Raw genomic sequence first — 26962 nt, forward strand, 5'->3', positions numbered from 1 at the left:
ATGGCCAAAAAAACTAAAAAAAACCGGGGCAACCAGGTTAACCAACAAACGCCCGTTACCAATCCGCAACAGCTCGACGAGCTACTAGCGTCGCCGTTGGCGCGCTTGCTGAATTATTTGCGGCCTGCGCCAGCCGACACGCTGCCGCGCAAGCGCCCCGTCGTCGAAACCTTGGAACAGCGCCTGTTGCTGTCGACTTCGCCGCTACCGCAACCGGCGTTCAATACCACGCTCAGTTACACTGCGTTGCCGACCGGCCCCACAGACGCCGTCTTGCAAATCGTCGATACCGGCGGCCCCAATCTGACCTTGCAACTGTTGAATGGCGGTTCGGTGGTCGGCCAGGAATTGTTGGACGAAAACATCCGCGTCGCTTTCACCGGTTCGGCCTTCAACGACAAACTCACCGTCAACCTGAACTACACCGACAGCGACGGCAATCCGGCTTTTAGCCCGTTCGCGATCAAGATCGACTTCGACGGCGGCACCGATATTCCGGCATTGAGCGACGACCAATTGGTCATTCAGTCCGCCGGGCCGCACACTTACCAGAGCGGAGGCTTATTCGTCTCCAGTACCGACGATATTCAGGTGGGCGGGGTATTGCGTTCGGTGGGCGACATCGATTTGCAGTCGGCCGAAAAAATCGACGTTCTGTCCGGCGCCAATTTGAACGGCCGCGACTTGAGATTGGCCGCAATCGCCAGCAGCACCGGCGGCATACTCGGCACCGACATCCAGGCCAACACCAATACCAGCGTCAATCTGTTCGGCGCCACGCTGGCCGGACGCAATATCGGCATCGACGCCCAGTCTACCGTCACGCTGGACAGCGAAGATACCGAACTTTTCGGCGGCCAGGTCAAGATCGGTGCGGTCGATGCCAACGCCAGCGCCGGCATCGCTTTTTCCGGCGCCAATACCGTGACCGCCACCGGTACGCTGAGTTTGGATGCATCCAGCAGCGTTACCAGCAAATTGGTCGCGGCGCCGGACAGCAGCAGCAACCAATCGGATAAAGACGCCGCCGTCGCCATCAGCCACGTCAACAGCAGCGCCAACATCAGAGTCGGCGGTAGCTCGGCGTTGACTGCGACCGGCGCGATGAACATCGCGGCCAACAACAGCGTCAACGCGCTGACCCATGCCGACGGCGGTGCCGGCGGTTCGTCGGGAACCGCGCTGGGCGGCACCGTCGCCGTCGCCGTGATCGGCGGCGACACCAAGGCCGACATTGCCGACAGCGCCTCGTTGAGCGCCAGCAGCGTCAACCTGACCGCCAACGCCTTGCGCACGATAGACACCCAGGCCAAATCGACCCAGGGCGGCGCCACCAGCGGCTCGACCCAAACCACCGGCCAGCAAACCCTGCAACAGCAAGACGCCAAAACCAGCGACGGCTCGTTGGGCCTGGCGGCGGCGGTAGCGGTGACCAACGTCACCGGCGACAGCTCGATCGAAATTTCCACCAGTGGCGCGCTGAGCACCGGTTCGACGATGGCTTTCAATGCCGGCTCGACGCTGGCGGCACCGAACGGCGGCATCACCACGTTGGCCGACGGTTCCAACACGTCCGACAACGGTACCGGTATCGGTGCCGCGGCGGCGATCAATACCGCCAACGTCACCAGCCGCGTCCGCTTTTCCGGCGCGACCACTTTAACCGCTCCGGGCGGGGTCAACGCCCAAGCCACGCTGGTCAGCAGCGGTTTCGGCGCCCAGGCCACGGCCGGTGCCGGCGCTTCCGGCGTCGGCGTGGCCGGCGCGCTGGCGATCAATGTCGGCGTCACCAAAGCGGAGGCGGTACTGGGCGCCACGGCGAATTTGACTTTGAACGGCAACACTTCGCTGTCGTTGAAATCGCAAACCACAACCACCGATCTGGCCAAGGCATATTCGAAAACCGATGCCGGCGACAATAGCGTCGGGGTCGGCGCCTCGGTCGCGATCAACGTGTCCGATACGATTTCCCGCGCGATTGCCGATACCTCGTCCCGATTGGCCGGTGCCGGCGCGGTCCAATTGGACGCCAAATCCAATAATACCGTCACCACCGAAGTCAAAGGCGGCGCTGCCGGCGGCAACGCCATTTCGCCGGCCGCCGCGATTACCGTGGCCACCAGCGATACGCTGGCGGAAGTGCGCAGCGCCAGCCAAAATCTGGCCGCGCAAAGCCTGATCGTCAACGCCGAGCACACCGGCATCGCTACGACCACGGCGGAAGGCGCCGCCAAAGGCAGCAATGTCGGGGTCGGCATGGCCTTGTCGTTCGCCTCCGCGGTCGATACCACTCGCGCCTTGCTGGATCGCTCGGCTACATTGGCCGGCGCGGCGACGGTCAGTGCCAAGAGCAAGCAGGCTTCGACTTCCACCGCCAAGGCCAGTGTTAAGGGCGGCAAGGAAGACGACGGCACGCAGGACGGCAAAGTCGACCAACAAACCGGTGCCCAGCGCGGCGTGGGCGACAGCGTCGCCGCCGGCAAAGGGGCCCGCAACAGCAGCAGCGCCGCGGCCAATCCCAAAGCCGAAACCGCCAACACCGATTCCACCGGCCAATCCAGCTCCGATTCGATTTCGGTGGCCGGAGCGGTCGCGCTGAATATCGCCGAAAGCACCGTGCAAGCCAGCACCGGCGTCAACCGCACCGTCACCGCCAGCGGTTCGGTCGCGATCACTGCCTCCGCCAATCTCGACGCCGGCGCCAGCGCCGACGGCTCGGCCGTCTCCGACAGCGGCAGTGTCGGCGTTGGCGCCGCGGTGGCAATCAACGTCGGCACGGTCAACAACGAGGCCCGCATCGGTTCGGGCGGCAATATCAGTGCCGCCGGCCTGACGTTGGAAGCCAAAACCGGCGGCAACGAAGCCACGCCGGAACATACGCTCACTGCCAAAGCCACCTCCGGCGCCGGTTCCGATAAAGTCGGCGTGGCCGGCTCGTTCGCGTTGAACGTCGCCAACGTCAACACGGTTGCCCACATGCCCGGCTTCGCGTCGGCTACCTTGAACGGCGGCGACTTGCGGGTGCGGGCGGAAAGCAGCACCCGCACCGACGGCCAGGCCTTGCCGGAAAACAACGGCGCCCAGGGCGGCAGCGTCGGCGTCGGCGCCTCGGTGGCGTTGAACGTGGTCAACACCAAAACCGAAGCCAGCATCGCCGACGGCGCCGGTTTGAACGGCACCGCCGGCAACGTGCTGATCGAGGCGGTCGGTGCCCACAACGTCAAAACGGTCGCCAAAAACGGTGCCGGTGCCGGCGCTTCCGGTAGCGGCGATGGCGTCGGTGTCGGCGCCGGCGTGGCCTTGGCCATTGTCGGCCACGACAAAACCGCCTATTTGGGCGCCGGCAATCTGGCTAGCGACACGCTCAACGCCAACGGCAGCGTAACGATACGCAGCGCCCACGCCTCGGCGGCGCAAACCGAAGCCGGCGGCGACGGTGCCGGCGGCAGCGTCGGCGTCGGCGCGTCGGTGGGTATCAACATCCTGTCCGACGATATTCGGGCCCAGGCGCTACGCTCGGTAGCGGCGGGCGGCGCGATCAGCGTCGAGAGCCAAATTGCCGCCGGCAACGTCAATACCGTCACCGCCAGCGCCCAGGGCAATAAATCCGAAGGCCGCAAAGCCGACGACGAGGCCAACCACCAAGTCAACAACAACCCGAACAACGGCGGCGACAAGTCGGTACCGAAGGCTCAGGACGGCGTCAGCGAAGGCAACCAGAAAAGCGACAGCGAATCCAGCAACAAATCGGCCGACGTCGGCGTGGCTGCCGCCATCGGCGTGTCTTATGCCGCGGTCGACAACCTGGCGGAAGTCGGTAGCGGCGTATCGTTGGTTTCCAGCGGCGGCGCGGTCAGGGTATCGGCCTTGGCCGATGTCGACGGCACGGTACTGGCGACCGGTACTGCGGTGGACTTGCAAACCCAAACCAACGTCGGCGCCGCGGTCGGCGTCAACGTGGCCGACGTGGAAAGCCGGGCGCGCACCGGCAGTAACGCCGTGCTGTCCGGTAGCAACGTAACCGTCGAAGCCCGCCACGGCGACGGCCAGCGTGCCGAATTCAAAACCTGGGCGCTGGCAGCAGCCGGCGGCAAGGATTACGGCGTGGCCGGCTCCGTCGCCGTCAACCGGGTCAGTTACGTGACCGAAGCCGCGCTCGGTGCCGGTGCCGTCATCAACGCGACCAATACCGCCAACGTGCTGGCCTACAACGAAATTGGCCTGCAAGGCTTGGCCGGTAGCGCCGGTTACGGCAAGAAAGCCGGCGTCGGCATCAGCGTTGCCGTTTCCATCGTCAACCCGACCACCACCGCCAGCGTCGGCGACGGCGCGCAGATCGACGCAGCCGGCGATACCACGATCCGCGCCCGCAGTGCGATCAATCCGCTGGCGATTCCGTTGGGCGAGGACATTCCGCTGTTGCCGGATTCGATCGACGCCACTTCGGTAGCGGCCGGGGTCGGCGGCAGCGATAGCGGTCCGGGCGTCGCCGGTTCGATTGTGGTCAATGTATTTACCGACAACACCACGGCCAGCGTCGGCCGCAACGTGCTGATCAACCAAAACGTCGCCGCGCCGCAATCCGGCCAGGATGTTACCGTCGAAGCCCAGGATCTGACCCGCATCGTTTCGATCGCCGGCGGCCTGGCAGCCTCTTTCGATTCCAGCAGCGCTGCGGTCGGTGCCGGCGTCGACGTCGGCGTGTTAACGAAAACGACTCGTGCCAGCGTGGGCCGCGGCTCGCAGCTCAAAGCACGTAACGATATTACTGTGCACGCCAACGGCGGCGAGGACATTATTTCCGTGGCCGCCTCGGTGGCCGTCAGCAGCAACGTCGCCGCTTCGCCGTCGGTGTCGGTCTATGTCATTAACAGCACTACCCGGGCCGAGACCGAGAACGGCAGCAGCATTCTGCAACCCGGCACGACGCTGGATGCCGGCGGCAAGGCGGCCGTGCGTGCCGAAGGTAACCTGGATTTCGTTCCGGTCGCCGGTACCTTGGCGATAGGCACCGGTAGCGCCGGCGTCGGCATTTCCAATACCACGGTCGTGCACAACGATACGGTCGAAGCCCGCATCGGCGACCGCGCGACCTTGCGTGCCGGCGGCGGCGCCGAAGTAGTCGCCAACTCTTACGAGGATTTGGTGACGATAGCGGCCGCCGGTTCCGGCGGCAGCAGCGCCGGCATCGCCGGTTCAGTCGCGGTCAACGTATTGACCGAAAACACTTTCGCCCGCATCGGCAACGGCGTCGCGTTCGACGTGACGCCGCCCGGATTGTCTTTGACCACGCCGGATCTGCGGGTGGAAGCGGACGCCAACACCGACATCGTTGCGGTCGGCGGCGCAGCCGGCTACGGCGGTTCGGCCGGCGTCACCGCCGGCGTCGTCGTCAACAAGCTGGCGAAGAACACCGAAGCCTCTATCGGCTCGGCGGCCGCCGGCGACGTGCGCGGCGACATTCAGGTCTTGTCCGACAGCGCCGAGAATCTGGTCGCGGTGGCGGCGTCTATGGGCGTCGGCAGCGGCGCCGGGATCGGCGGCTCGGTCGGCGTGCTGGTTGCCAACGTCACGACCCGGGCCTTTATCGGAGACGATCCGGACGATGCGGTCGCCAGTCTGGGCGCCGGCAATCTGCACGCCCGCGGCAGCATCCAGGTCGCCGCCAACGATATTCTGGACAATATTAATGTGGCCGGCGCGCTCAGCGTCGGCGGTTCGGCCGGTATCGGCGCCGCTGTCGGCGTACCGGTGGTCAGCAAACGGGTCGAAGCCTTCATCGGCGCCGGCGCCAACGTTTCCGGAGACGGCCAGAGCACGCTGACGGTCGATACCGGCGGCTTTGCCATCGGCTATGAAACCGGCTTAGGCGACAAACCCGGCAACGTCGACGTGCAGGGCGGCCGCAAACCGACCCGCAACGACGCTCGCTTCGCCCCGCCCGACCTGGGCAGCATGGTCGACGCCAACCATGACGACAACCCGGACGGCATGCTGGACAGCAACGACGACGGCGTCGACGACCGCGCCGGCGATCCGATGTACAGCGGCTTGCGCGTTGCCGGCCTGGAAAAGCAAAATGGCTTTAGCGGCGTTTCGGTGACGGCGACCAACCGCGACAGCGTCAGTAACTTTGTCATGGTCGGCGGTATATCCGGCGGCGTTTCGGTGGCGGTCGGCGCGGCGGTCAACGTGTTCGATTCGACGGCGCGGGCCTATATCGGCAACGGCGCCGCGGTCAATGCCGACCAAAGCGGCGCGGCGGCCGGCCAACAGGTCAAGGTCGGCGCCGGCAACGATTTCTACCATCTACAAGTGGCCGGGGCTTTGGCGATTGCGCCTTACGCCGGGATTGCGCCGGCAGTCGGCGTCTCGGTCAACAATTTGACCACCGAAGCTTTCATCGGCGCCGGTGCCACGGTCAAAGCGGCCGACGACGTGTTGGTCGATGCGCGGGCAGCCGAAAATTATCTGCTGATCGGCGTCGCGGTCGGCGGCGGTATTGCCGGTATCGGCGGCGCGGTCACCGTGCCGGTGATCAACGACACCACCAACGCCTATATCGGCAACGGCGCCAGCGTCGTCGCCGGCGGCGATGTCGCGGTCACTTCGCGCGACGACACCAAGATTTTGGCCGTGTCCGGGGCCGGCGGCTTCGGTCTGGCCGGAGTCGGCGCGTCGGTCGGCGTGATGTCGATGACCAAATCCACCAACACCTGGATCGGCAACGGCGCCGACGTCCAGGCCAACGCCTTCGGCAGCGGCGTGTCCGGCATCCTGGACGGTAGCGCCAACGGTACCGCCGGTTTCAATACCGGCAGCGCCCGCGGCGTCGTGGTGCAAGCCTTGTCCAACGAAAACGTCACCCATATCGCGATTGCCGCCGGCGGCGGCGTGGTCGGCGTGGCCGGCGGCGTTGCCGTGACGCTGATCGACAGCGATACCCGGGCCTGGATTGACAACAACGCCGTGGTCAACGGCCACAATAACCCGTTAACCACCTCCTCGGCGCAAGGCGTGACGCTGCGGGCTGGCAACCGGGTCGACACCTTCTCGTTTGCCGGCGGCTTGGCCGGCGGTCTGGTCGGTATCGCCGGTGCGGTCGATGTCGGCAGCATCAAAAACGATACGGCCGCCTTTATCCGCAGCGGCGCTCAGGTCAACGCCCGTAATTCCGTTGTGGTCGGTGCCCACCATCTGGACGAAAACGACGGTTTCACCATTTCGGCGGCCGGCGGTTTCGTCGGCGGCGCGGCGGCAGTCTCGGTTTGGTCGCTGGGCACGCCGCTGTCGGCCAATTACCAGAACAGCCAAGGCCAGAACGGCAGCGCCTTCAGCGGCAACGGCGGCAATCCGCAAAACCAGGCGGCCGACCAGGGCGGCGCCCGTACCAGCGACGTCGGCAATACCGTCGGCGGCTTTTCGCAAGGTAACGTCAACGACGGCCGTACCAGCGCCAACGAACGCATGGCCGGCATCGGCAAATCGGCACAAACTACGTTGTCGAACCGCGGACCCAGCGGTACTTCGTTACGCAATTTGATCGCCAGTAACGCTGTGCCGTCCGGCACCCAAGCCTACATCGAAAACGGCGCTATCGTCACTGCCGACGGCAATATCGTCGTCGAAGCCAAAGACGTGACCGATGCCAGCTTTTTGGTCGGCGGCGGTGGCGGCGGCTTCGTCGGCATCGGTGCCGCTATCGGCGTGTTGAATATCGCCAACAACGCCCGCGCCTCGGCCGGCGGCACGCTTCGCGCCGGCGGCCAGATCCGGGTCAACGGCGAGTTGGTCGAAGAGGTGGGCCAGACTTCGTTTGCGTTCGGCGGCGGTTTCGTCGGTCTGGGCGCGTCGGTGTCGGTAATCACCGACAAAAGCACCAACCATGCCTTTATCGCCGACGGAGCGGTGGTAGACAACGCCGCGGCTATCAATATCCTGGCGTCGACCAACCAAAGTTTCGATATCGATACCGACGGCGCCACGTTCGGCGCCGTCGCGGTCGGCGCTTCGTTCAGCAAGGTCGCGGTCGGTAACGATAATGCCACCGACACCTACGCCGGTATCGGCGCCAACGCCCGCATCGGCCAAGGCAGCGGCAGCGTCGGCGCCATCACGGTACAGGCCGCGTCGCGGATACACGTCACCCAGAATACTTTCGCAATGTCGGGCGGCGTGGTCGGCCTGACCTTCAATTTCGCCTTCGCCGATATCGCGCCCGACGTGCGCGCGACGATAGGCGACAGCAGCAAAATCAACAGTACGGCCGGCATCAAAGTGCTGGCCGGCACCGACCACAACGCCAAAGTCGAAGTATTCGGCCTCAGCGTCGGCGGCCTGGCCGGCGGCTTGAGCCTGGCCCGCGCCAATCTGGACGCCATCGTTGCCGCCCGTGCCGGCGGCGAAATTACCGCCGACAGTCTGGCGATAGGCGCCGGCCACAACGTCGATCCGGCTTCGATGCAAGCCATCCATCAGGTGGCGGGCGGCGGCGTGCGCGGCGCTTACGCCACTGCCGAGGCACCGGCAGTCGGTATCGCCACGGCGCAAGCCTCGTTGGCTAATGCGCTGTCCACCGCCGATGTCAGCGCCGCCATCGGCGCCGGCGCGGTGTTCAATATCGCCGGCTCGGCCAGCGTGCGCGCCGACGGCGTCAACCAGGCCAAGGCCAAAGGCCGTTCCATCAGCGTCAGTTTGGTCGGCATGGGCTTGTTGAACGCCACCGCGTCCGCGTCCGGCGACGACAAGGCAACGGTCGGCGGAGGCGCCAAGATCAAAGCCGGCAGCCTGTCGCTGCAGGCCAACGGCATCGACCATGCCGACGCCGACAACGATTCCACCGATATTTCCGGTTTGGGCAATATCGGCTTCAGTATCGCCAGCGCCACGGTCGATCCGTCGGTCGGCGCCCGGGTAGGCGAGGGCGCCAACCTGGATATCAGCGGCAATTTGACGTTGCGCGCGTCGGCAATCACCGACGGCGACGCCACTGCACGCCGCACCGGCCTGTCTTTCGGCGGCGATTTCGGCATGATCAAGGGCAATTCGACCGTGACGCCGGACGTGGCGGCGATGATCGATTCCAGCGCCGCCAATCCGACCGTGGTCAAAGCCGGCGCGGTGGACATTGAAGCCACCCACGGTTCGCCGGTGGCGATGTCGGACGGTACGCTGGCCAGCATCGACACCAATGCCGACCTGCTGACCACCTCGGCGCCGCACGGCCTGAAAACCGGCGACCGCATTACCTATACCACCAACGGCAATCCGGCTATCGGCGGCCTAGTCGCCGACCGCAGCTACGGCGTCATCGTGTTGAACGATACCGTGGTCAAATTGGGCAATCCGTTCGTGGCGGAAAACGTCAACGACGCGTTCGACACGATACGTTTCAGCACCCAGCATGGCCTGCAGACCGGCGATCTGCTCGAGTACGGCCACAAGTTCGGCGACGGCGCCAGCGCCATCGGCGGTTTGTTAAACGGCGTCAAGTATTACGTGCGGGTGATCGACTCGCTGACGGTGAAATTGGGGACTTCATTGGCCCAGGTCACGCAAGGCTTGAAGTCGTTCCAGGTTTCCGCGGTGGACGCAGCCAGTAACGTCATTACCCTGGCCAACCACGGCTTCAGCAACAACCAGGCCGTAACTTATCGCGCGCCGCGCACCGCCAGCTTCAACGGTTATGCGGTAGACGATGCCGCCGAGAAAATCGCCATCGGACCGGCGCCGAACGGCAACGACTTCCAGACCGGCGACCGCGTGACTTACACGGTCAGCGGCGTCGACGGCCGGGCGGCGGTCGCGATCGGCGGCCTCAGCAACGGCGGCAGCTATTACGTTTACCGGGTCGATGCCGAAACGGTGAAATTGTCGACTGCGGCTATCAAAAACGACGGTACCGACGTGTTCGTCAATTTGACCCGCAGCAGCGGCGCCGACCAATCCTTGCACAAGCTGACCCGGTTCGGCGAAAAAGCCATTACCGGCCTGGAAGACGGCCGCACCTATTACGTCAAAACCATAGACGCCAATCAATTCCAATTGGCCGTCTCGGCCGGCGGTGCCGCCATCGACGTCAATACCACCGGCGTTGCCGGCGTGCAATACATCGGGGTCGAGGGCATCGACCTGTCCGGCGGCGGCGTCCAAGGCCAGCATTATCTGGCGGTCGATTTGAGCGGCGGCTTGAGCGGCAACCAACGTCTGGCCGGTGCCGGCGGTTTGATCGCGACGCCGGACCAATACGGCATCAACGGTATTTCCTACGCCAACGGCATAGGCCCGTCCTTCGCATTACTGATTTCCGGCGTCGGCGCCCACGCCGGCGTCGACGTCAAACCGGATGTCGATGCCGGTACCGGCGAAGGCGCGCGCATCACCGCCACCGGCGACGTCAACATCAAGGGTTTGACCTACGGTAATACCGAGAGCTATGCCGGCGCCACCACCGGCGCTTTCCTGGGCAGTCTGGGCTTCTCCGGCGTGCGGATGAATCTGCAGCAAAATACGCTGGCCAACGTCGGCGCCGGCTCGGCAATAGAGGCCGGCGGCAATATTGCGGTCTGGGCCGAAAACCAGCACACGGCGTTCGGTACCTCGTTCGCCGGCGGCGGTGCGGCCGGTGTCTCGGTGACCGGTGCCAAGGCGGTAGTCGAAGCCTTACCAGTGACGCTGGCCAATATCGGCAGCGGCGCCAATCTGCACGCCAAAGGCAATATCGACATCAGCTCGCGGATGGGCGCAAAAGGCGCGGTCAAGGCCGACTCCTATGCTTACGCCGGACTCGGTTCCGGCGGTTCGGCCGAATCGTTCTGGTCCATCGGCGGCGCGGTCAACGATTTCAGCTCGGCGCCGATCAACACCACGGTCAACCTGGATGCCAATGCGAATATCCGGGCCGACGATAATCTGAACCTGTATGCGCTGGTGTCCGACGTCGATATCGCTACCCGCACCGAATCGTCGGCCGCATCGATCTTTTATTCCGATCCCGACGCCGAGTCGCGCACGCTGATCAACTCGATTGCGCTGATTACCGCCAAGGCCGGCGCCCAGGCGATCGGCGTCAACAGTTTCGACGCGGTGGCCCGCCACAACAACGTCGGCATGTACACCCGCGCCTATGCCGAGGGCGGCAGCGCATTCGGCGCGCCCGATGCGGACGCCTGGGGCATCCAGCGCAATCTGTCGCGCATCATCACCGACGCCGGCTCCGCGTTCGGCAGCAAAGACCTCAAGGTCGAGGCCAGCATCTACAGTCCGCGCAACCAGGTCTACCAAGCCGCGCCGGGATTTTCCCTGGCCGTCTGGGACGACCGCGGCGACGTGCATCCGGAATACAGCTTCAACCGCCACATTACCTTCAACGGCGACGTGATCTTGTTGTCGGCGCCGACGCCGGAACTGTTGATAGACGCCAACGGCAATATCGCCGTGGCCGAAGGCGTCGATGCGGTAGACGAGGGCAGCCGTATCGTCGTCAACAATTTGAGTAACAACGGCAACGCCGGCAAAGCCGTGTTCGACGTGGCGCCGATGAATGTCAACGGTAACCCGATCTTCGGCACCATCGACGGCAACCAAGGCACCGTGCGCGTGCGCCACACCTGGGAAACGGTGGAATTGACCAATCTGTCGTCCAAGGACCTGTGGGTCAATGCGATCGATCCGGTCGACCGTACCGGCCGCGCCAAAGTCGCGATCAACGCCGACGACAACCAGTACCGCTTCGACATCGCCCACGAATTCGCGCCGACCGTGATCGACATCGCCAATCTGGGCTTGGGCGGCGCTCCGGCCATCGTATTGAACGGTCTGATCGACAATCCGATCGGCGTTACCCGCGTGGTCAATAGCCGCGGCGACGTGTTGGGCAGCAATACCGGCAAAATTCGCAGCAACAAAACCGAGATCCAGGCCGCAGGCAACATCGGCCAAAATCCGCCGTTAGTGCTCGGTTCGACTTCGTTCGGCCGCCTGGACCTGGAGTTGGTGCAAAGCGCAGGCCGTACCACCGATTTGAATACCCAAAGCGGCGGCTACCAAAGTATGCGCCTGCGCGGCCTGGACCGCGATCCGGCCGGCGGCTTGTTCGAATTGAACCTGGGTACGCTGCAAGCCGGTTCCGACATCGATCTATTGGTATTGCCAACTTTGGAACAACTGGTCGTCGCCAACGCGCCGGCCGGTTATCTGGTCGATGTCTCCGAATACCAGCCGACATACGACCAGGTTTACGGCAACTCCGATCCCGATACCGCGCCGTTCGCCACTACCACCACCGCCTACGTCGACCATTACAAACCGGACGGCAGCGGACCCGACTTCGTCGCGCCGGTCAATATCTTCGGTACCGGCAACACTCCGGTCGATACCCACCTGCGCGTCGGCATGCTGAAAGCCGGCGGTAACATCAATGTCGTCGCCAATTACGGCAGCACCCGCATCGACATTACCGTCAATACCAATTTGACCGGCCTGGGCCGGATCGACGTCTTTACCAACGGTAACGTGATTTTGACCGAGACCGAAGGCAACTTGCGCGCCGGTACCATCACTTCGACTCAGAACGATGTGGTGTTGACCGCCGCCGCAGGCATCGTCGATGCCCAGGGCGATGCCGGCGCCGACGTCCTCGGCAACAACATCACGCTGACCGCGCAGGCCGGCGCCATCGGTTCGTTCCTGAACGATCTGGAATTGGATACCGCCTATTCGGCCGCCGGCGAACTGACCGCCCACGCCACTTCCGATGTTTACATTCAGGAAATGACCGGCAGCCTGGTGGTTAACCAAGCGGTCGCGACGGCCGGCGATTTGCGGTTGACCAGCAAAGACAGCGCCGCCGCCGGCGAAGACATCATCGTCGCGGCCGGCAAGCTGGTCTCGGCGCTGGTCGGTTCGGTCACGCTGCAATCCGGCGACTCGCTATTGTTGAACGGCGGCGTGTTGGCGCTGACCAATCTGTTCTTCAACGTCGACCACCGCAACGCCGACCGCGGCGTCGGCGGCAACGTTAATCTGCGCAACGCCACCTTGGCCGGCAGCGCATTGCGCTTGCGCGGCGACGAAGACGACGATCTGCTCGATGCCGACGGCGTCGCCATCGCCGTCGTGGCCTACGGTTACGGCGGCGCCGACCAAATCTACGGCGGCCTGTTGGCCGACGATTTGTACGGCGGAGAAGGCGCGGATTACATCAGCGGCGGCAACGGCGACGATTTGATCGTGGCCGGCGGCGGTATCGGCGACGTTCTGTTGGGCGGTAGCGGCGACGACTTGATTTACGGCTCTGCCGACGGTGCCGACAGCGACCCCAATTTTGCCGACGCGGTGCGCTTCGGCGACTATATCGACGGTGGCGCCGGTGCCGACCGCATTTATGCACTGGGCGGCGCCGACGACATTCTGGGCGGCGACGGCGCAGACTGGATCGACGCCGGTGCCGGCAACGACCGGGTACAGGGCGGCGCGAGCGCCGATTTGATTTACGGCCACCTCGGCAACGACCTGATATACGGTTTCGCCGTCGTCAGCGACGGCGACGACAACGCGCTCGACCAACTCTACGGCGAGTGGGGCAACGACCAAATCGTCGGCGGCGGTGGCGACGACTATATCGACGGCGGTTACGGTAACGACGTGTTGACCGGCAATGCCGGTAACGACCGCTTGCTGGCCGGTTATGGTTTGAACACGCTGAACGGCGGCGACGGCAACGATTTGTTGTACGGTTCCGACGACGGTGCCGACACTATGAACGGCAACGCCGGCGACGACCGGATTTGGGGCTATGCCGGCAACGACAATATCGACGCCGGCAGCGGCGAAGATATGGTGGACGGCGGCGCCGGCGACGATTTGATCGTCGGCGGTGCCGGCAGCGACGTGCTGCTGGGCGGTGCCGACCACGATACCTTGTACGGCCATAGCCTGAGCGGCGCCGGCGACGACAACGCGGTCGACTGGTTGTACGGCGACTTCGGCACCGGCGGTAACGAAGCCGGCTCCGGCCGCGACCGCTTGTTCGGCCAGGGCGGCAACGACCTGCTGTACGGCGAAGGCAACGACGACTTGATCGAAGGTACTGCCGGATTCAACCAAAACGAGACCTCGGGCGGTGCCGGTAATCTGATCGATTTCGGCAATGCCGGCGACAATGCCGCTTTCGCGGCGCCGGCTGCAACCCCGGCCCCGGCGTTGCACGCAATCGATTACAGCAATAGCCGGGCCGCGGCCAGCTTGCCGGATTACGCCGTGCAGCGCGGCCGCTGGGCCGATCTGGCCGGCGCCGCCGGCGAAGACGGCTTGTCCGGCAGCGGCGGACTGTCCACCGATCCGGCGATTGCGGTAGCGGCGTCCGGCTCGCAATTCATTGCCTGGACCGACACCCGCAGCGGCAACCCGCAAGTCTTGGTGGCGCAATTGGTCGGCGGCGCCTGGGTACAACTGGGCGGCAGCGCCAGCGGCGATGCGCTCGGCGCCGGTGTATCCAAAACCGTCGCCGAAGCGGCGCGGCCCAGCATTGCCATAGACGCCAGCGGCGCGCCCGTCGTGGCCTGGACTGCCGAGCACAACGGCCAGCGCGACATTCGCGTGGCCCGCTGGAATTCCGCCGCCGGCGCCTGGGAAGCCTTGGGCACCTCGCGGGCCGAGGCCGGCATTTCCGCGACCGGTACTGCCGGCGCGGCCAAATTGGTGGTTACCGCTAACGGCCCGGTGGTCGCGTGGCTGGACGGCAGTGCCGGCGCCCAGCGCCTGTATGCCCGCAGCTTCGTCGGCGGGGTCTGGCAGGAAAGCGCGGCCGGTTCGGCCAGCGGCAACGGCATCGCCGGCGGCACGCTCAGCGCCGATCTGCGCGATCTGGTCCTGGCCAGCGACGGTAACCGGGTCGCTGTGGCCTGGAGCGAGATGGTGTCCGGCGTCCGCCAAATTTATCTGCGCGAACTCAGCGGCGGCGCCTGGAACGCGCTGTCCGGTTCGGCCAGCGGCAGTGGCGTCAGCGGCATCGCCGATCCGGACTTGGCCGGCAGCATCAGCCACAACGCGATGCCGAGCTTGAGTTATTTCAACGGCCAGTTGTTCGCCGCTTGGCAAACCCATTCCGACCAAGGCGCCGCCGTCGCGGTGGCGACCTTTGCCAATACCCCGGCCCGCACTCTGGCGCTGGTCGATACCATCGCCGCACCGGAATTGCCGGCCTCGCCGTCGCTCAGCGCCGGCGGCGATGCTTTGCGTTTGTTGTGGGTGCGGCAACCGCTGGAAAATCAACCAACCGATCTGTACGCGATGCGCTACAACGGCAGCCATTTCGTTGCCGAATTGCCCGGCGAAGCCAGCCCCGGCGGTTTCAGCCGCAGCGGCGGTATCGCCACGCAACTGGTTGCCGCCACCGACGCAACCGGCCGGACCAGCGTGGCCTGGCTGGATGCGATCAGCGGCCAGCCGGAAATTCATGCCCGCGGCATGAGCGCGACGGTAAGCCGCACTTTCTACGCCAATAGCGTCACCGGCATTCAGGCGATTCTGGACGGCAACGATTTGGCCGCCGGCGACTTCATCGTCGTCAACGGCACCGTCAACGGCGACGTCACGATTGCAGCCGGCGATGCCGGCGTGGCCATCGTCGGCGCTCCGGGTTCGCGCATCGTCGGTTCGGTGACGGTAGCGGCCGGGGCCAATAATGTCCTGCTGCAAGGTCTGGACATTTCCGGCGCGGTAACGGTGCAAGGCGCCAACGGCTTTACCTTGACCGAATCCAAAGCCGGCGCGGTAACGCTGCAAGGCGGCGCCAACGCCCAGATCACCGCCAACCAATTGAGCGGCAATCTGACGCTGCAGGGCGCGGTCAATGCTGCACTGATCGATTCCAACCGGATCGATGCGGTCACCGGCCTGGATCTGCAAGCCGGTGCCGCGGTCAGCAATTTGACCGTCAGCCGTAACAATTTCCAAGGTACCAACGGCATCGAGTTAAACGCCGCAGCCAGCGGCCGCATCCGCGACAACAGCATCAGCGCCAGCGCGACCGGTCTGAATATCGCCGCTGCGTTCAGCGGCTTGATCGACGGCAACCGGATCGCCAATGCCGGCGTCGGCGTGCGCTACGATGCCGCAGCGGCATTGGCCGGCAACACCATCAGCAACAACACGGTCGGCATTCGGACCACGGTGGCCGGCAACAGTACCGGTTTGGGTTTCGTGGCCGGTTCCGGCGTCAACGACTTGGTCGGCAACGCGACCGGCATTCAGGCCGTGGCCGCCCAATTCCAGCAACAGCACGTGCGCGGCGGCAACGTCGGCGTGACCGGCTCCGGCATTATCGGCGGCACCTCGCTGGATCTGGCCAACCTGATCGAAGGCGCTACTACCGGTATCGCCAATTTCACCGGTATCGTCCAATACAGCCGGATCAGCGGCAACGGCGTCGGTATCGACGTGACCTCGGCCATGAGCGGTTTGAAAATCTGGCACAACCTGATCTACCGCAATACCACCGCGGCATTGCGGATCACCGGTGCCAACGATATCCGGATTTACCAAAACACCTTCTACGCGCCCAGCGGCGACAACATTCGGATTCAGGGCGCCAGCGCCAACGTCGAGATTCAGGGCAACATCCTGTGGGCGGAAGCCGGATACGACATTTACGTCGCCAACGACTCGCAATCCGGCTTCTACAGCGACTACAACAATCTGTACAAAACCGGCAGCGGCAAACTGGTTTATTGGACCAAAGACTTCGCCGACGTATTGGATTGGCAGGCCGACGTGGCCCGCTACGATTTGCATTCGATCGGCGCCACCGTGGTCAATCCGAAATGGGCGGAGCCGCGTTTCGTCGACCGGGCGGCCGACGATTACCGCTTGTACGAGGTGGTGGCCGGCTTGCGCTTCACCAGCCCGGACCTCGACGCCTCCAACGTCCTGCTGGACCAGGCGGTACCGCCGCATTACCTGAATCTGATCAACAACAGCGGCTTCGAAGCAGGTCTGAACGGCTGGACCGTCAACAACGGCGGCGCCGTCAAAACCGGCTCGCCGGCGGCTTACGAAGGTAGCCAGTATTTCAACGCCGGCAATATCGAGCAAGGCTTTGCCGAGCAAAACATCAATTTGCTCAATGCCGGTTTCACGGTGCAACAGATCGATTCCGGCCTGCTGGACTTAGCCTTCGGCGGCCGGGTCCGCGCCGCGGCCGAGGCGCCGCGCGATGCCGGTAGCGTGTCCTTGATTTTCCTCGACGCGGCCGGCAACGAGTTGCGCCGGCAGGATGTCGAGGCGTTGAATACCGCCGACCGCTGGGAACTGGTCGGCGCCAGAGTTACCGCGCCGGTCGGCGCCCGCTTCGCGGTATTGCGTTTCGCCGCCGACCGCAACAGCGGCAGCAGCGACGACGTTTGGTTCGATACCGGCTTTGTCTACCAGGTGGCCGACAGTTACGTCGCCAATCTGGGCGCATACGGCGCCGGCACCCACGAGCCGGCCACGACGACCGCGCCGCGCATCGAATTGCGCTTCCCGGACATGTACACCGATTGGGAGAAAAACGAACCGGTGGCGATCCGTTGGGAAACGCTGAACAATCTGGCGAATTCGCCGGTGCGCATCGATCTGTTGCAAGACACGGCCGATGGTCCGCGGCTCGTGACCAATATCGTCGCGTCGACCCCGGACGACGGCAATTTCATCTGGATTCCGGCCAACAGCGGTATCGACTTCGGTACCAAAGGCTTGCGCATCCAGGTCTCGCTGGTCAATGCGCCGGCGGTGATCGACCGTAGCCAGGAAACCTTCAGCGTACCGGAAGACGGCCAAAATTATTACGTCGACGACCAAAGCAACGTCGGCGATGCCTATACGCCGGGCGCGGTCGGCGACAACCGCAACACCGGCAAGACCGCCGCCACGCCGAAACCGAATCCGGTCAACGTGTTCCGCGCCTACGATCTGAAAGCCGGCGACACGCTGTATATCGACACCGGCGATTACCCGATGATCGATCCGATCGCGGTGTCCGGCACAGTCGACGTCAGTCTGGTCGCGGGTCCGGGCATGGGCCGCGACGAGGGCTTCACCATCACCGGCCCGGCCGACACCAGCCTGATCGCCAAATTGTTCCCGGCCATTCCGGGCGACCGCAGCCGGGCTTTGATCGACTTGAACGACGCCGACTTCGTCAGCGCTAACCATTTGACCTTGCAAAATGCCCAGCGCGGCCTGTACGTCCACGACGGTTCCGACAGCTTCAGCGCCAGTTACCTGACCGCCAGCGGCCACGCCCAGCAGGGTATCTCTATCGCCACCGCCTCGCAGTTCGGCGATCTGGACCATCTGGCCAGCTTCAACAACCAGGCCGGCGGCGTCGTGGTCAGCGGCAACATCCGCTCGCTGACCAATTCCGTGGCTTATGCCAATACCGGCGACGGTTTCAACGTCAGCGGCGCTATCGAAACGGCCAGCGCAAACATCGCCTACAACAATAGCGATTGGGGCTTCGAGTTCAGCCAACCGGGCGCGGCGGCCATCGTCCGTAACCAGTCCTACAATAACCGGGCCGGCATCCACGTCAGCAACAGCAGCGCCGGCATCGCCCGGATCGGCGACGACGATCTGGCGGCCGGCAACGGCAACCTGGTCTACAACAACCGCGACGGCGGCATCTACGCCTACTACGGCGCGCTGGTGGCCGGCAACACCGTTTATGGCCATCTGACCAGCGGCGCCTGGGGCATTTACGGCTACAGCAACGTCACCACTCGTTCCAACGTGGTCTACGGCAATACCCAGGGGATTTACGCCTGGTTCGGCAGCGTCGAAACCAATCGGGTTTACGCTAACAGCGCCGACGGCGTACGCACCGAGAATTCGGATGTGGTCGGCAACGTAATTTATTCGAATGCGGTCGGCTTGCGCGTCGGCCAGAACTACAACACGCCGCGTACCGGCCGTAACAACCTGATTTACGCCAATAGCCAAGCCGGGGCCTTGCTCAGCGGCGACCGTTTTACCTTTATCAATAACACCGTGGTGCAACCTCTGGGCGACGCGCTGCGGGTCAGCGACGCCAGCAACACCGGTGTGTTCAATAACATTATCGGTGCGGACACCGGTTATACCATCAGCGTGGCGTCCAACAGCCAAGTCGGTTTCCAAGCCGATTACAACTTGTTCCTGCCGCGCAGCTCCGGCGTATTCGGCCAATGGCAGGGCATAGACCGGGCTAACCTGACCAGTTGGCGCTCCGCCTCGTTCACCGACGCCAACAGTCTGGTGGCCGATCCGCATTTCGCCGACGCCGATGGTGCCGACAACCAGTTGGGTTATGTCGATGTCACTCAAGACGGCCGCGACGATGATTTCCACGAAAGCAGCGCTTACGGTGGCTTTGCCGGCGGTAGCGGTTTGGCGCCGGTGCGCAGCACCGCGACCAATCAGCCGGTCATGGTTGCCGCCTCGGCTTTTACCGCCACCGTGCAATCGGCTGCCATCGACCGCGGCCGCGCCAGCGACGCCTACGCCAACGAACCGGCGCCGAACGGCGGTTACATCAACATCGGTGCTTACGGCAACACGGCCCAGGCCGGCCGCAGCCCGGCGCAGTACATCACCGTGTTGTCGCCTAACGGCGGCGAACGCATCGGCCAGGACAGTACGGTCGAGATCCGTTGGCGTTCGTTCGGCTTCGGCGGCAACGTCAATATCGAATACCGCGGCGGCAGCGCTGGCGATTTCACCACGCTGGCCAGCGGCGAAGCCAACGACGGCAGCTTTAACTGGGCGGTGAATGCCGGCCTGTTCAACGCCGCCAGCGATTACCAAATCCGGATCAGTTCGGTCGACGTTCCGGCCATAGACGATGCCAGCGACAGTAATTTCTCGGTGATCGCCCCGATCACTTACTACTACGTCAACGACAATTCGCTGACCGGCGACGAATACACCAGCGCGGTCGGTAACGACGCCAACGACGGCTTGTCGCCGGACCAACCGAAGGCGTCGATCCGTGCAATTCTCGATACCTACGATTTGAAACCGGGCGATGTGGTGCTGGTCGATGCCGGCTTATACAGCCTGGGCACCAACATCTTTGTTACCGCCCAAGACAGCGGCGTAACGATTCGCGGTGCGGTGGAACACGAGACGCGTTTGGACCGTGGCAACAAGAACAGCGGCGCTTACGTATTCGAGTTGCAAGGAGCGGACGACGTCAGTCTGGAGCACTTATCGATCACTGGCGGTTACGGCGGCATCCAAGCGGCCAACGGCCAGGACAGCGACCACCTGAGCCTCATCGACAGCCGGGTGTGGAACAACAACTACGCGATCAGCATCGACACCAGCAACGACTTCTTCGTGCTGAGCGGCAGCGTAGTCGAATACAGCAACAACCGCGGTGTCTACGTTAACGGCGCCGATGCCCTGATCGAAGGCAACGAAATCGCCCGCAACAGCGGCTGGGGCATCGACATCAGCGGCTCGCGCGGCCGGGTGCTGAACAACAGCGTCTACGCCAACAGCAGCGGCGGCATCAACGCCAGCGTCAGCAACGGCTGGAACAACCGCATACTGGTGCAAGGCAACCGTTCCTTCGACAACGCCAGCGGCACCAACATCGCCGGCTACTACAACAGCGAAGTGCGCGGCAACGAAGTTTGGGGCAGCGCCTACGGCATCGCCGTCTACTACGGCGCGCAAGCCACAGGCAACCAAGCCTGGGGCAACACCACCGGTCTGTACGGCTACAGCAACGCCATCGTGCAAGACAACCGGGTCTGGGCCAACGGCACCGGCATCACGCTGTACTACGGCAGCACCGCCCAAGGCAACCGGGTTTACGGCAACAGCGGCGCCGGCGTCTACGTCAGCACCTACGACAACCTGGTGACCAACAACGTCATCGAAGCCAACGGCGGCGCCGGCGTGCAACTGGACGGCGCCTACCAATCCGGCAGCCGCACCCGGGTCGAAAACAACACCATCGTCGCGACCGGCAGTGCCTCGGCGATCCAAGTGCAGGGCAGCAGTACCAATATCCGCATCCGCAACAACATCCTCGACGTGCGCGGCAGCGGCTATGCCCTGAACGTCGCCAGCGACAGCCAACAAGGCTACCTGAGCGACTACAACCTGTTCATGCTCGGCGCCAGCGCCAAACTGGCCTACTGGGAAGACCGGCCGTTCGCCAACCGCACCGACTGGTTCTACGAAGTCGGCCAGGACCGCAACAGCCTGAGCGCCGACGCCCGCTTCATCGACATCGACGGCGCCGACGGCGTGGTCGGCTGGGACGGCAGCGTGGTCACGGGCAGCGCGCGCATCGTCGACGACGGCGACCCGACCTTCGCCACGACCGGCAGTTGGACCACCGTGGCCAGCAACGGCAGCACCCAGCCGCGCGGCGGCGACGTCCGCAACAGCGCGGCCGGCGACGGCAGCAGCCAAGCCAGCTGGAGCTTCGACGGCCTGAGCGCCGGCTACTACCGGGTGGCGGCGACCTGGCCCTACCAATGGCAAAGCTCGCCCGGCTTCAGCGGCAACTCCAACTACCGCATCTACGACGGCGACGTCGTGGTCGGCTCCGATGTGGTCAACCAATATGCCAATGCCGCCTCGGCGTCCAACGGCTATAGCGCCGACGGCAGCAACTGGGACGTACTGGGCGTAGTGCGCATCAGCGGCGCCAGCCTGAAAGTCGTGCTGGACAACCTGGCCAACGGCATCGTGCTGGCCGACGCAGTGCGGATTGAACGCCTGAACGGCGACTTCGGCCAGGACGACGACCTGCACCTGCAAAACAGCTCGCCGGCCATCGACCGCGGCGACCCGAACAGCCCCAACCTGAGCGAACCGCGGCCGAACGGCGGCCGGATCGACCTGGGTGCCTACGGCAACACCAGCCAAGCCAACGTCAGCCCGGATCCATTGATCCAGATTCTGAGCCCGAACGGCCTGGAGAAATTCGAAACCGGCGTGCCGGTCACCGTCAACTGGCGCAGCGACGGCCTGTTGCCGTACGACAGCGTGTTCCTGCTCGATACCGGCCAAGACACCGGCACCGGCGTCGACAACTGGCAGGCACAACAAGGCTACCGCAGCGACGGCAACATTGCCGCCGGCACCGCCATCGACCTGAGCGGCGCCGGCGCCAATGCCGCGCCGGAAGCGGTCTACCGCAGCTACGCCTACACCCAAAGCGGCGTGGGCAGCAAACTCGGCTACACCATTGCCGCCCAAGACGGCGGCTACCAACTGGTGCTGCACTTTGCCGAACCGAGCAACGTTGCGGTCGGTAGCCGGCTATTCGACATCGTCGCCAATGGCGTTACCGTTGCCAGCAACGTCGACGTGCGCGCCTTGGCCGGCGGCATCAACAAAGCCCTGGTGCTGAGCTACGACATCAACGTAACGGGCGGGCAAGGCCTCAACGTCGAACTGGTCAACCGCAGTAACAGCAACGCCGCCTTCCTGAACGGCCTGGAACTGCGCCAAGCCAACGCCAACGGCGTCGCCAACCCGGTACTGAGCCTGGAAGCCTCGACCGACAACGGCGCCAGCTGGACCACCGTTGCCACCGGCTTGACCATGGACCGTTACGGCCGCGGCCAAACCAGCTGGACCCCGACCGTCGAAACCGTCGGCAACACGGCCTTGCTGCGGATCAGCGCGACGATCAACCCGATTGGCGGCAGCATCACCGTCAACGACACCAGCGACGAAGGCTTTTTGATCGCCAACGCCGGCAAGGCGTATTACGTCAACGACGGCAGCACGGTTGGCGACGAATACACCACGGCGGTAGGCGACAACGCCAACAGCGGCAAAGACCCGAACCGGCCTATGGCCAGTCTGGCGGCCTTGCTGCGGGCTTACGACCTGGATGCCGGCGACGTGATTTACGTCGACAGCGGCAACTACAGCCTGGCGACCAACATCGTCCTCGGCAGCCAGGACAGTGGCGTAACGATTCGCGGCGCGGTGGAACACGAGACGCGTTTGGACCGTGGCAACAAGAACAGCGGCGCTTACGTATTCGAGTTGCAAGGAGCGGACGACGTCAGTCTGGAGCACTTATCGATCACTGGCGGTTACGGCGGCATCCAAGCGGCCAACGGCCAGGACAGCGACCACCTGAGCCTCATCGACAGCCGGGTGTGGAACAACAACTACGCGATCAGCATCGACACCAGCAACGACTTCTTCGTGTTGAGCGGCAGCGTGGTCGAATACAGCGCCAACCGCGGCGTCTACGTCAACGGCAGCGATGCCTTGATCGAAGGCAACGAAATCGCCCGCAACAGCGGCTGGGGCATCGACATCAGCGGCTCGCGCGGCCGGGTGCTGAACAACAGCGTCTACGCCAACAGCAGCGGCGGCATCAACGCCAGCGTCAACAACGGCTGGAACAACCGCATTCTGGTGCAAGGCAACCGTTCCTTCGACAACGCCAGCGGCACCAACATCGCCGGCTACTACAACAGCGAAGTGCGCGGCAACGAAGTTTGGGGCAGCGCCTACGGCATCGCCGTCTACTACGGCGCGCAAGCCACAGGCAACCAAGCCTGGGGCAACACCACCGGTCTGTACGGCTACAGCAACGCCATCGTGCAAGACAACCGGGTCTGGGCCAACGGCACCGGCATCACGCTGTACTACGGCAGCACCGCCCAAGGCAACCGGGTTTACGGCAACAGCGGCGCCGGCGTCTACGTCAGCACCTACGACAACCTGGTGACCAACAACGTCATCGAAGCCAACGGCGGCGCCGGCGTGCAACTGGACGGCGCCTACCAATCCGGCAGCCGCACCCGGGTCGAAAACAACACCATCGTCGCGACCGGCAGTGCCTCGGCGATCCAAGTGCAGGGCAGCAGTACCAATATCCGCATCCGCAACAACATCCTCGACGTGCGCGGCAGCGGCTATGCCCTGAACGTCGCCAGCGACAGCCAACAAGGCTACCTGAGCGACTACAACCTGTTCATGCTCGGCGCCAGCGCCAAACTGGCCTACTGGGAAGACCGGCCGTTCGCCAACCGCACCGACTGGTTCTACGAAGTCGGCCAGGACCGCAACAGCCTGAGCGCCGACGCCCGCTTCATCGACATCGACGGCGCCGACGGCGTGGTCGGCTGGGACGGCAGCGTGGTCACGGGCAGCGCGCGCATCGTCGACGACGGCGACCCGACCTTCGCCACGACCGGCAGTTGGACCACCGTGGCCAGCAACGGCAGCACCCAGCCGCGCGGCGGCGACGTCCGCAACAGCGCGGCCGGCGACGGCAGCAGCCAAGCCAGCTGGAGCTTCGACGGCCTGAGCGCCGGCTACTACCGGGTGGCGGCGACCTGGCCCTACCAATGGCAAAGCTCGCCCGGCTTCAGCGGCAACTCCAACTACCGCATCTACGACGGCGACGTCGTGGTCGGCTCCGATGTGGTCAACCAATATGCCAATGCCGCCTCGGCGTCCAACGGCTATAGCGCCGACGGCAGCAACTGGGACGTACTGGGCGTAGTGCGCATCAGCGGCGCCAGCCTGAAAGTCGTGCTGGACAACCTGGCCAACGGCATCGTGCTGGCCGACGCAGTGCGGATTGAACGCCTGAACGGCGACTTCGGCCAGGACGACGACCTGCACCTGCAAAACAGCTCGCCGGCCATCGACCGCGGCGACCCGAACAGCCCCAACCTGAGCGAACCGCGGCCGAACGGCGGCCGGATCGACCTGGGTGCCTACGGCAACACCAGCCAAGCCAACGTCAGCCCGGATCCATTGATCCAGATTCTGAGCCCGAACGGCCTGGAGAAATTCGAAACCGGCGTGCCGGTCACCGTCAACTGGCGCAGCGACGGCCTGTTGCCGTACGACAGCGTGTTCCTGCTCGATACCGGCCAAGACACCGGCACCGGCGTCGACAACTGGCAGGCACAACAAGGCTACCGCAGCGACGGCAACAACAACTACTACGGCAACATTGCCGCCGGCACCGCCATCGACCTGAGCGGCGCCGGCGCCAATGCCGCGCCGGAAGCGGTCTACCGCAGCTACGCCTACACCCAAAGCGGCGTGGGCAGCAAACTCGGCTACACCATTGCCGCCCAAGACGGCGGCTACCAACTGGTGCTGCACTTTGCCGAACCGAGCAACGTTGCGGTCGGTAGCCGGCTATTCGACATCGTCGCCAATGGCGTTACCGTTGCCAGCAACGTCGACGTGCGCGCCTTGGCCGGCGGCATCAACAAAGCCCTGGTGCTGAGCTACGACATCAACGTAACGGGCGGGCAAGGCCTCAACGTCGAACTGGTCAACCGCAGCAACAGCAACGCCGCCTTCCTGAACGGCCTGGAACTGCGCCAAGCCAACGCCAACGGCGTCGCCAACCCGGTACTGAGCCTGGAAGCCTCGACCGACAACGGCGCCAGCTGGACCACCGTTGCCACCGGCTTGACCATGGACCGTTACGGCCGCGGCCAAACCAGCTGGACCCCGACCGTCGAAACCGTCGGCAACACGGCCTTGCTGCGGATCAGCGCGACGATCAACCCGATTGGCGGCAGCATCACCGTCAACGACACCAGCGACGAAGGCTTTTTGATCGCCAACGCCGGCAAGGCCTATTACGTCAACGACGGCAGCACCGTAGGCGACGAATACACCACGGCGGTAGGCGACAACGCCAACAGCGGCAAAGACCCGAACCGGCCGATGGCCAGCCTGGCGGCCTTGCTGCGGGCTTACGACCTGGATGCCGGCGACGTGATTTACGTCGACAGCGGCAACTACAGCCTGGCGACCAACATCGTCCTCGGCAGCCAGGATAGCGGCGTAACGATCAAAGGCGCAGTGCAGCCCGGACACGCCAGCGTGCTGGACCGCGGCAACGTCAACACCGGTGCCTACGCCATCGATTTGCAAGGCGCGGACGGCGTCACGCTAGACCATCTGGGTATCACCGGCGCCAATATCGGCGTTTACGCCAGCAATTCCGCCGATTCCGACGGCATCGTGATCACAGACAGCCGGATCTGGGGACACAACCAATACGGTTTGTATATTAACGCCGGCAACGACAACTTCACGCTGTCCGGCTCGCAAGTGTTCGGTACCACCACTTACCACGGCGTGCACGTGCTGGCTTCCGGCGCCCGGATTTTGAATAACGACGTTTACGGCAATGCGCAATTGGGTATCTACAGCGGCTACAACGGCAGCGGCACCGCGGTTCGGATCGAGGGCAACAAGGTCCACGATAACGCCGGCAGCGGCATAGACGCAGATTACAATACCGATATCGTCGGCAATGAGGTTTTCAACCAGTTGAACAACGGCCGTTACGGTATCGTCATTGCTAATAGCGCCCGCGCCAGCGCCAACTTTGTCCACCACAACGATGCCGGCATGAACGTTACCTATAGCGCTGTGGCGGCCGGCAACGAGGTGTACGCCAACACCAAGAGCGGCATCTCGCTGTATTCGGCGACCGCGCGCGGCAACCGGGTCTACAGCAACTCAACCGGTATGGTCGATACTGGCTACGCCACGATCGAGAACAACGTGGTTTACGCTAATACCAATATCGGTATCCAGTTCACCGGTACCCATACCGCGAGCGACGCCAACCAGGTAACCCGCAGCAATACGCTGTACCAGCCGGTCGGCGATGCGATTCTGATCGGCAGCGGCGGCAGTAACGTGCAGTTGCACAACAACATCGTCATGGTCGATGCCGGTTTCGGTATCAATGCCGCGACGGTTGCCAACCTGGTGCAATCCGACTACAACCTGTTCCATCTGACCCAGGCCGGCGCTCGCACCGGTTTGTGGGGCGCGGCGCAACAGGCCAGCCTGGCCGATTGGCGCCTTGCCAGCAGCAAGGATGCGAATAGCAAGGCCGGAAATCCGTTGTTCCTGGACATCGACGGCGCCGACAACGTGCTGGGCGAGAAAGGTTTGGTGGCCG

General features: G+C 64.1%; 1 protein-coding gene (running past one end of the window). It reads left to right on the forward strand.

The window, feature by feature from the left end; translation table 11 throughout:
• Positions 1–26962: the 5' portion of a tandem-95 repeat protein gene (locus VXJ35_RS11060; protein ID WP_064021595.1), read on the forward strand. Its footprint extends 5591 nt past the window's final position; only the first 26962 of its 32553 coding nucleotides appear in the window; the start codon lies at positions 1–3; the stop codon falls past the right edge of the window.

The sequence above is a fragment of the Methylomonas sp. DH-1 genome, assembly GCF_046097555.1.
Classification (GTDB): Bacteria; Pseudomonadota; Gammaproteobacteria; order Methylococcales; family Methylomonadaceae; genus Methylomonas; species Methylomonas koyamae.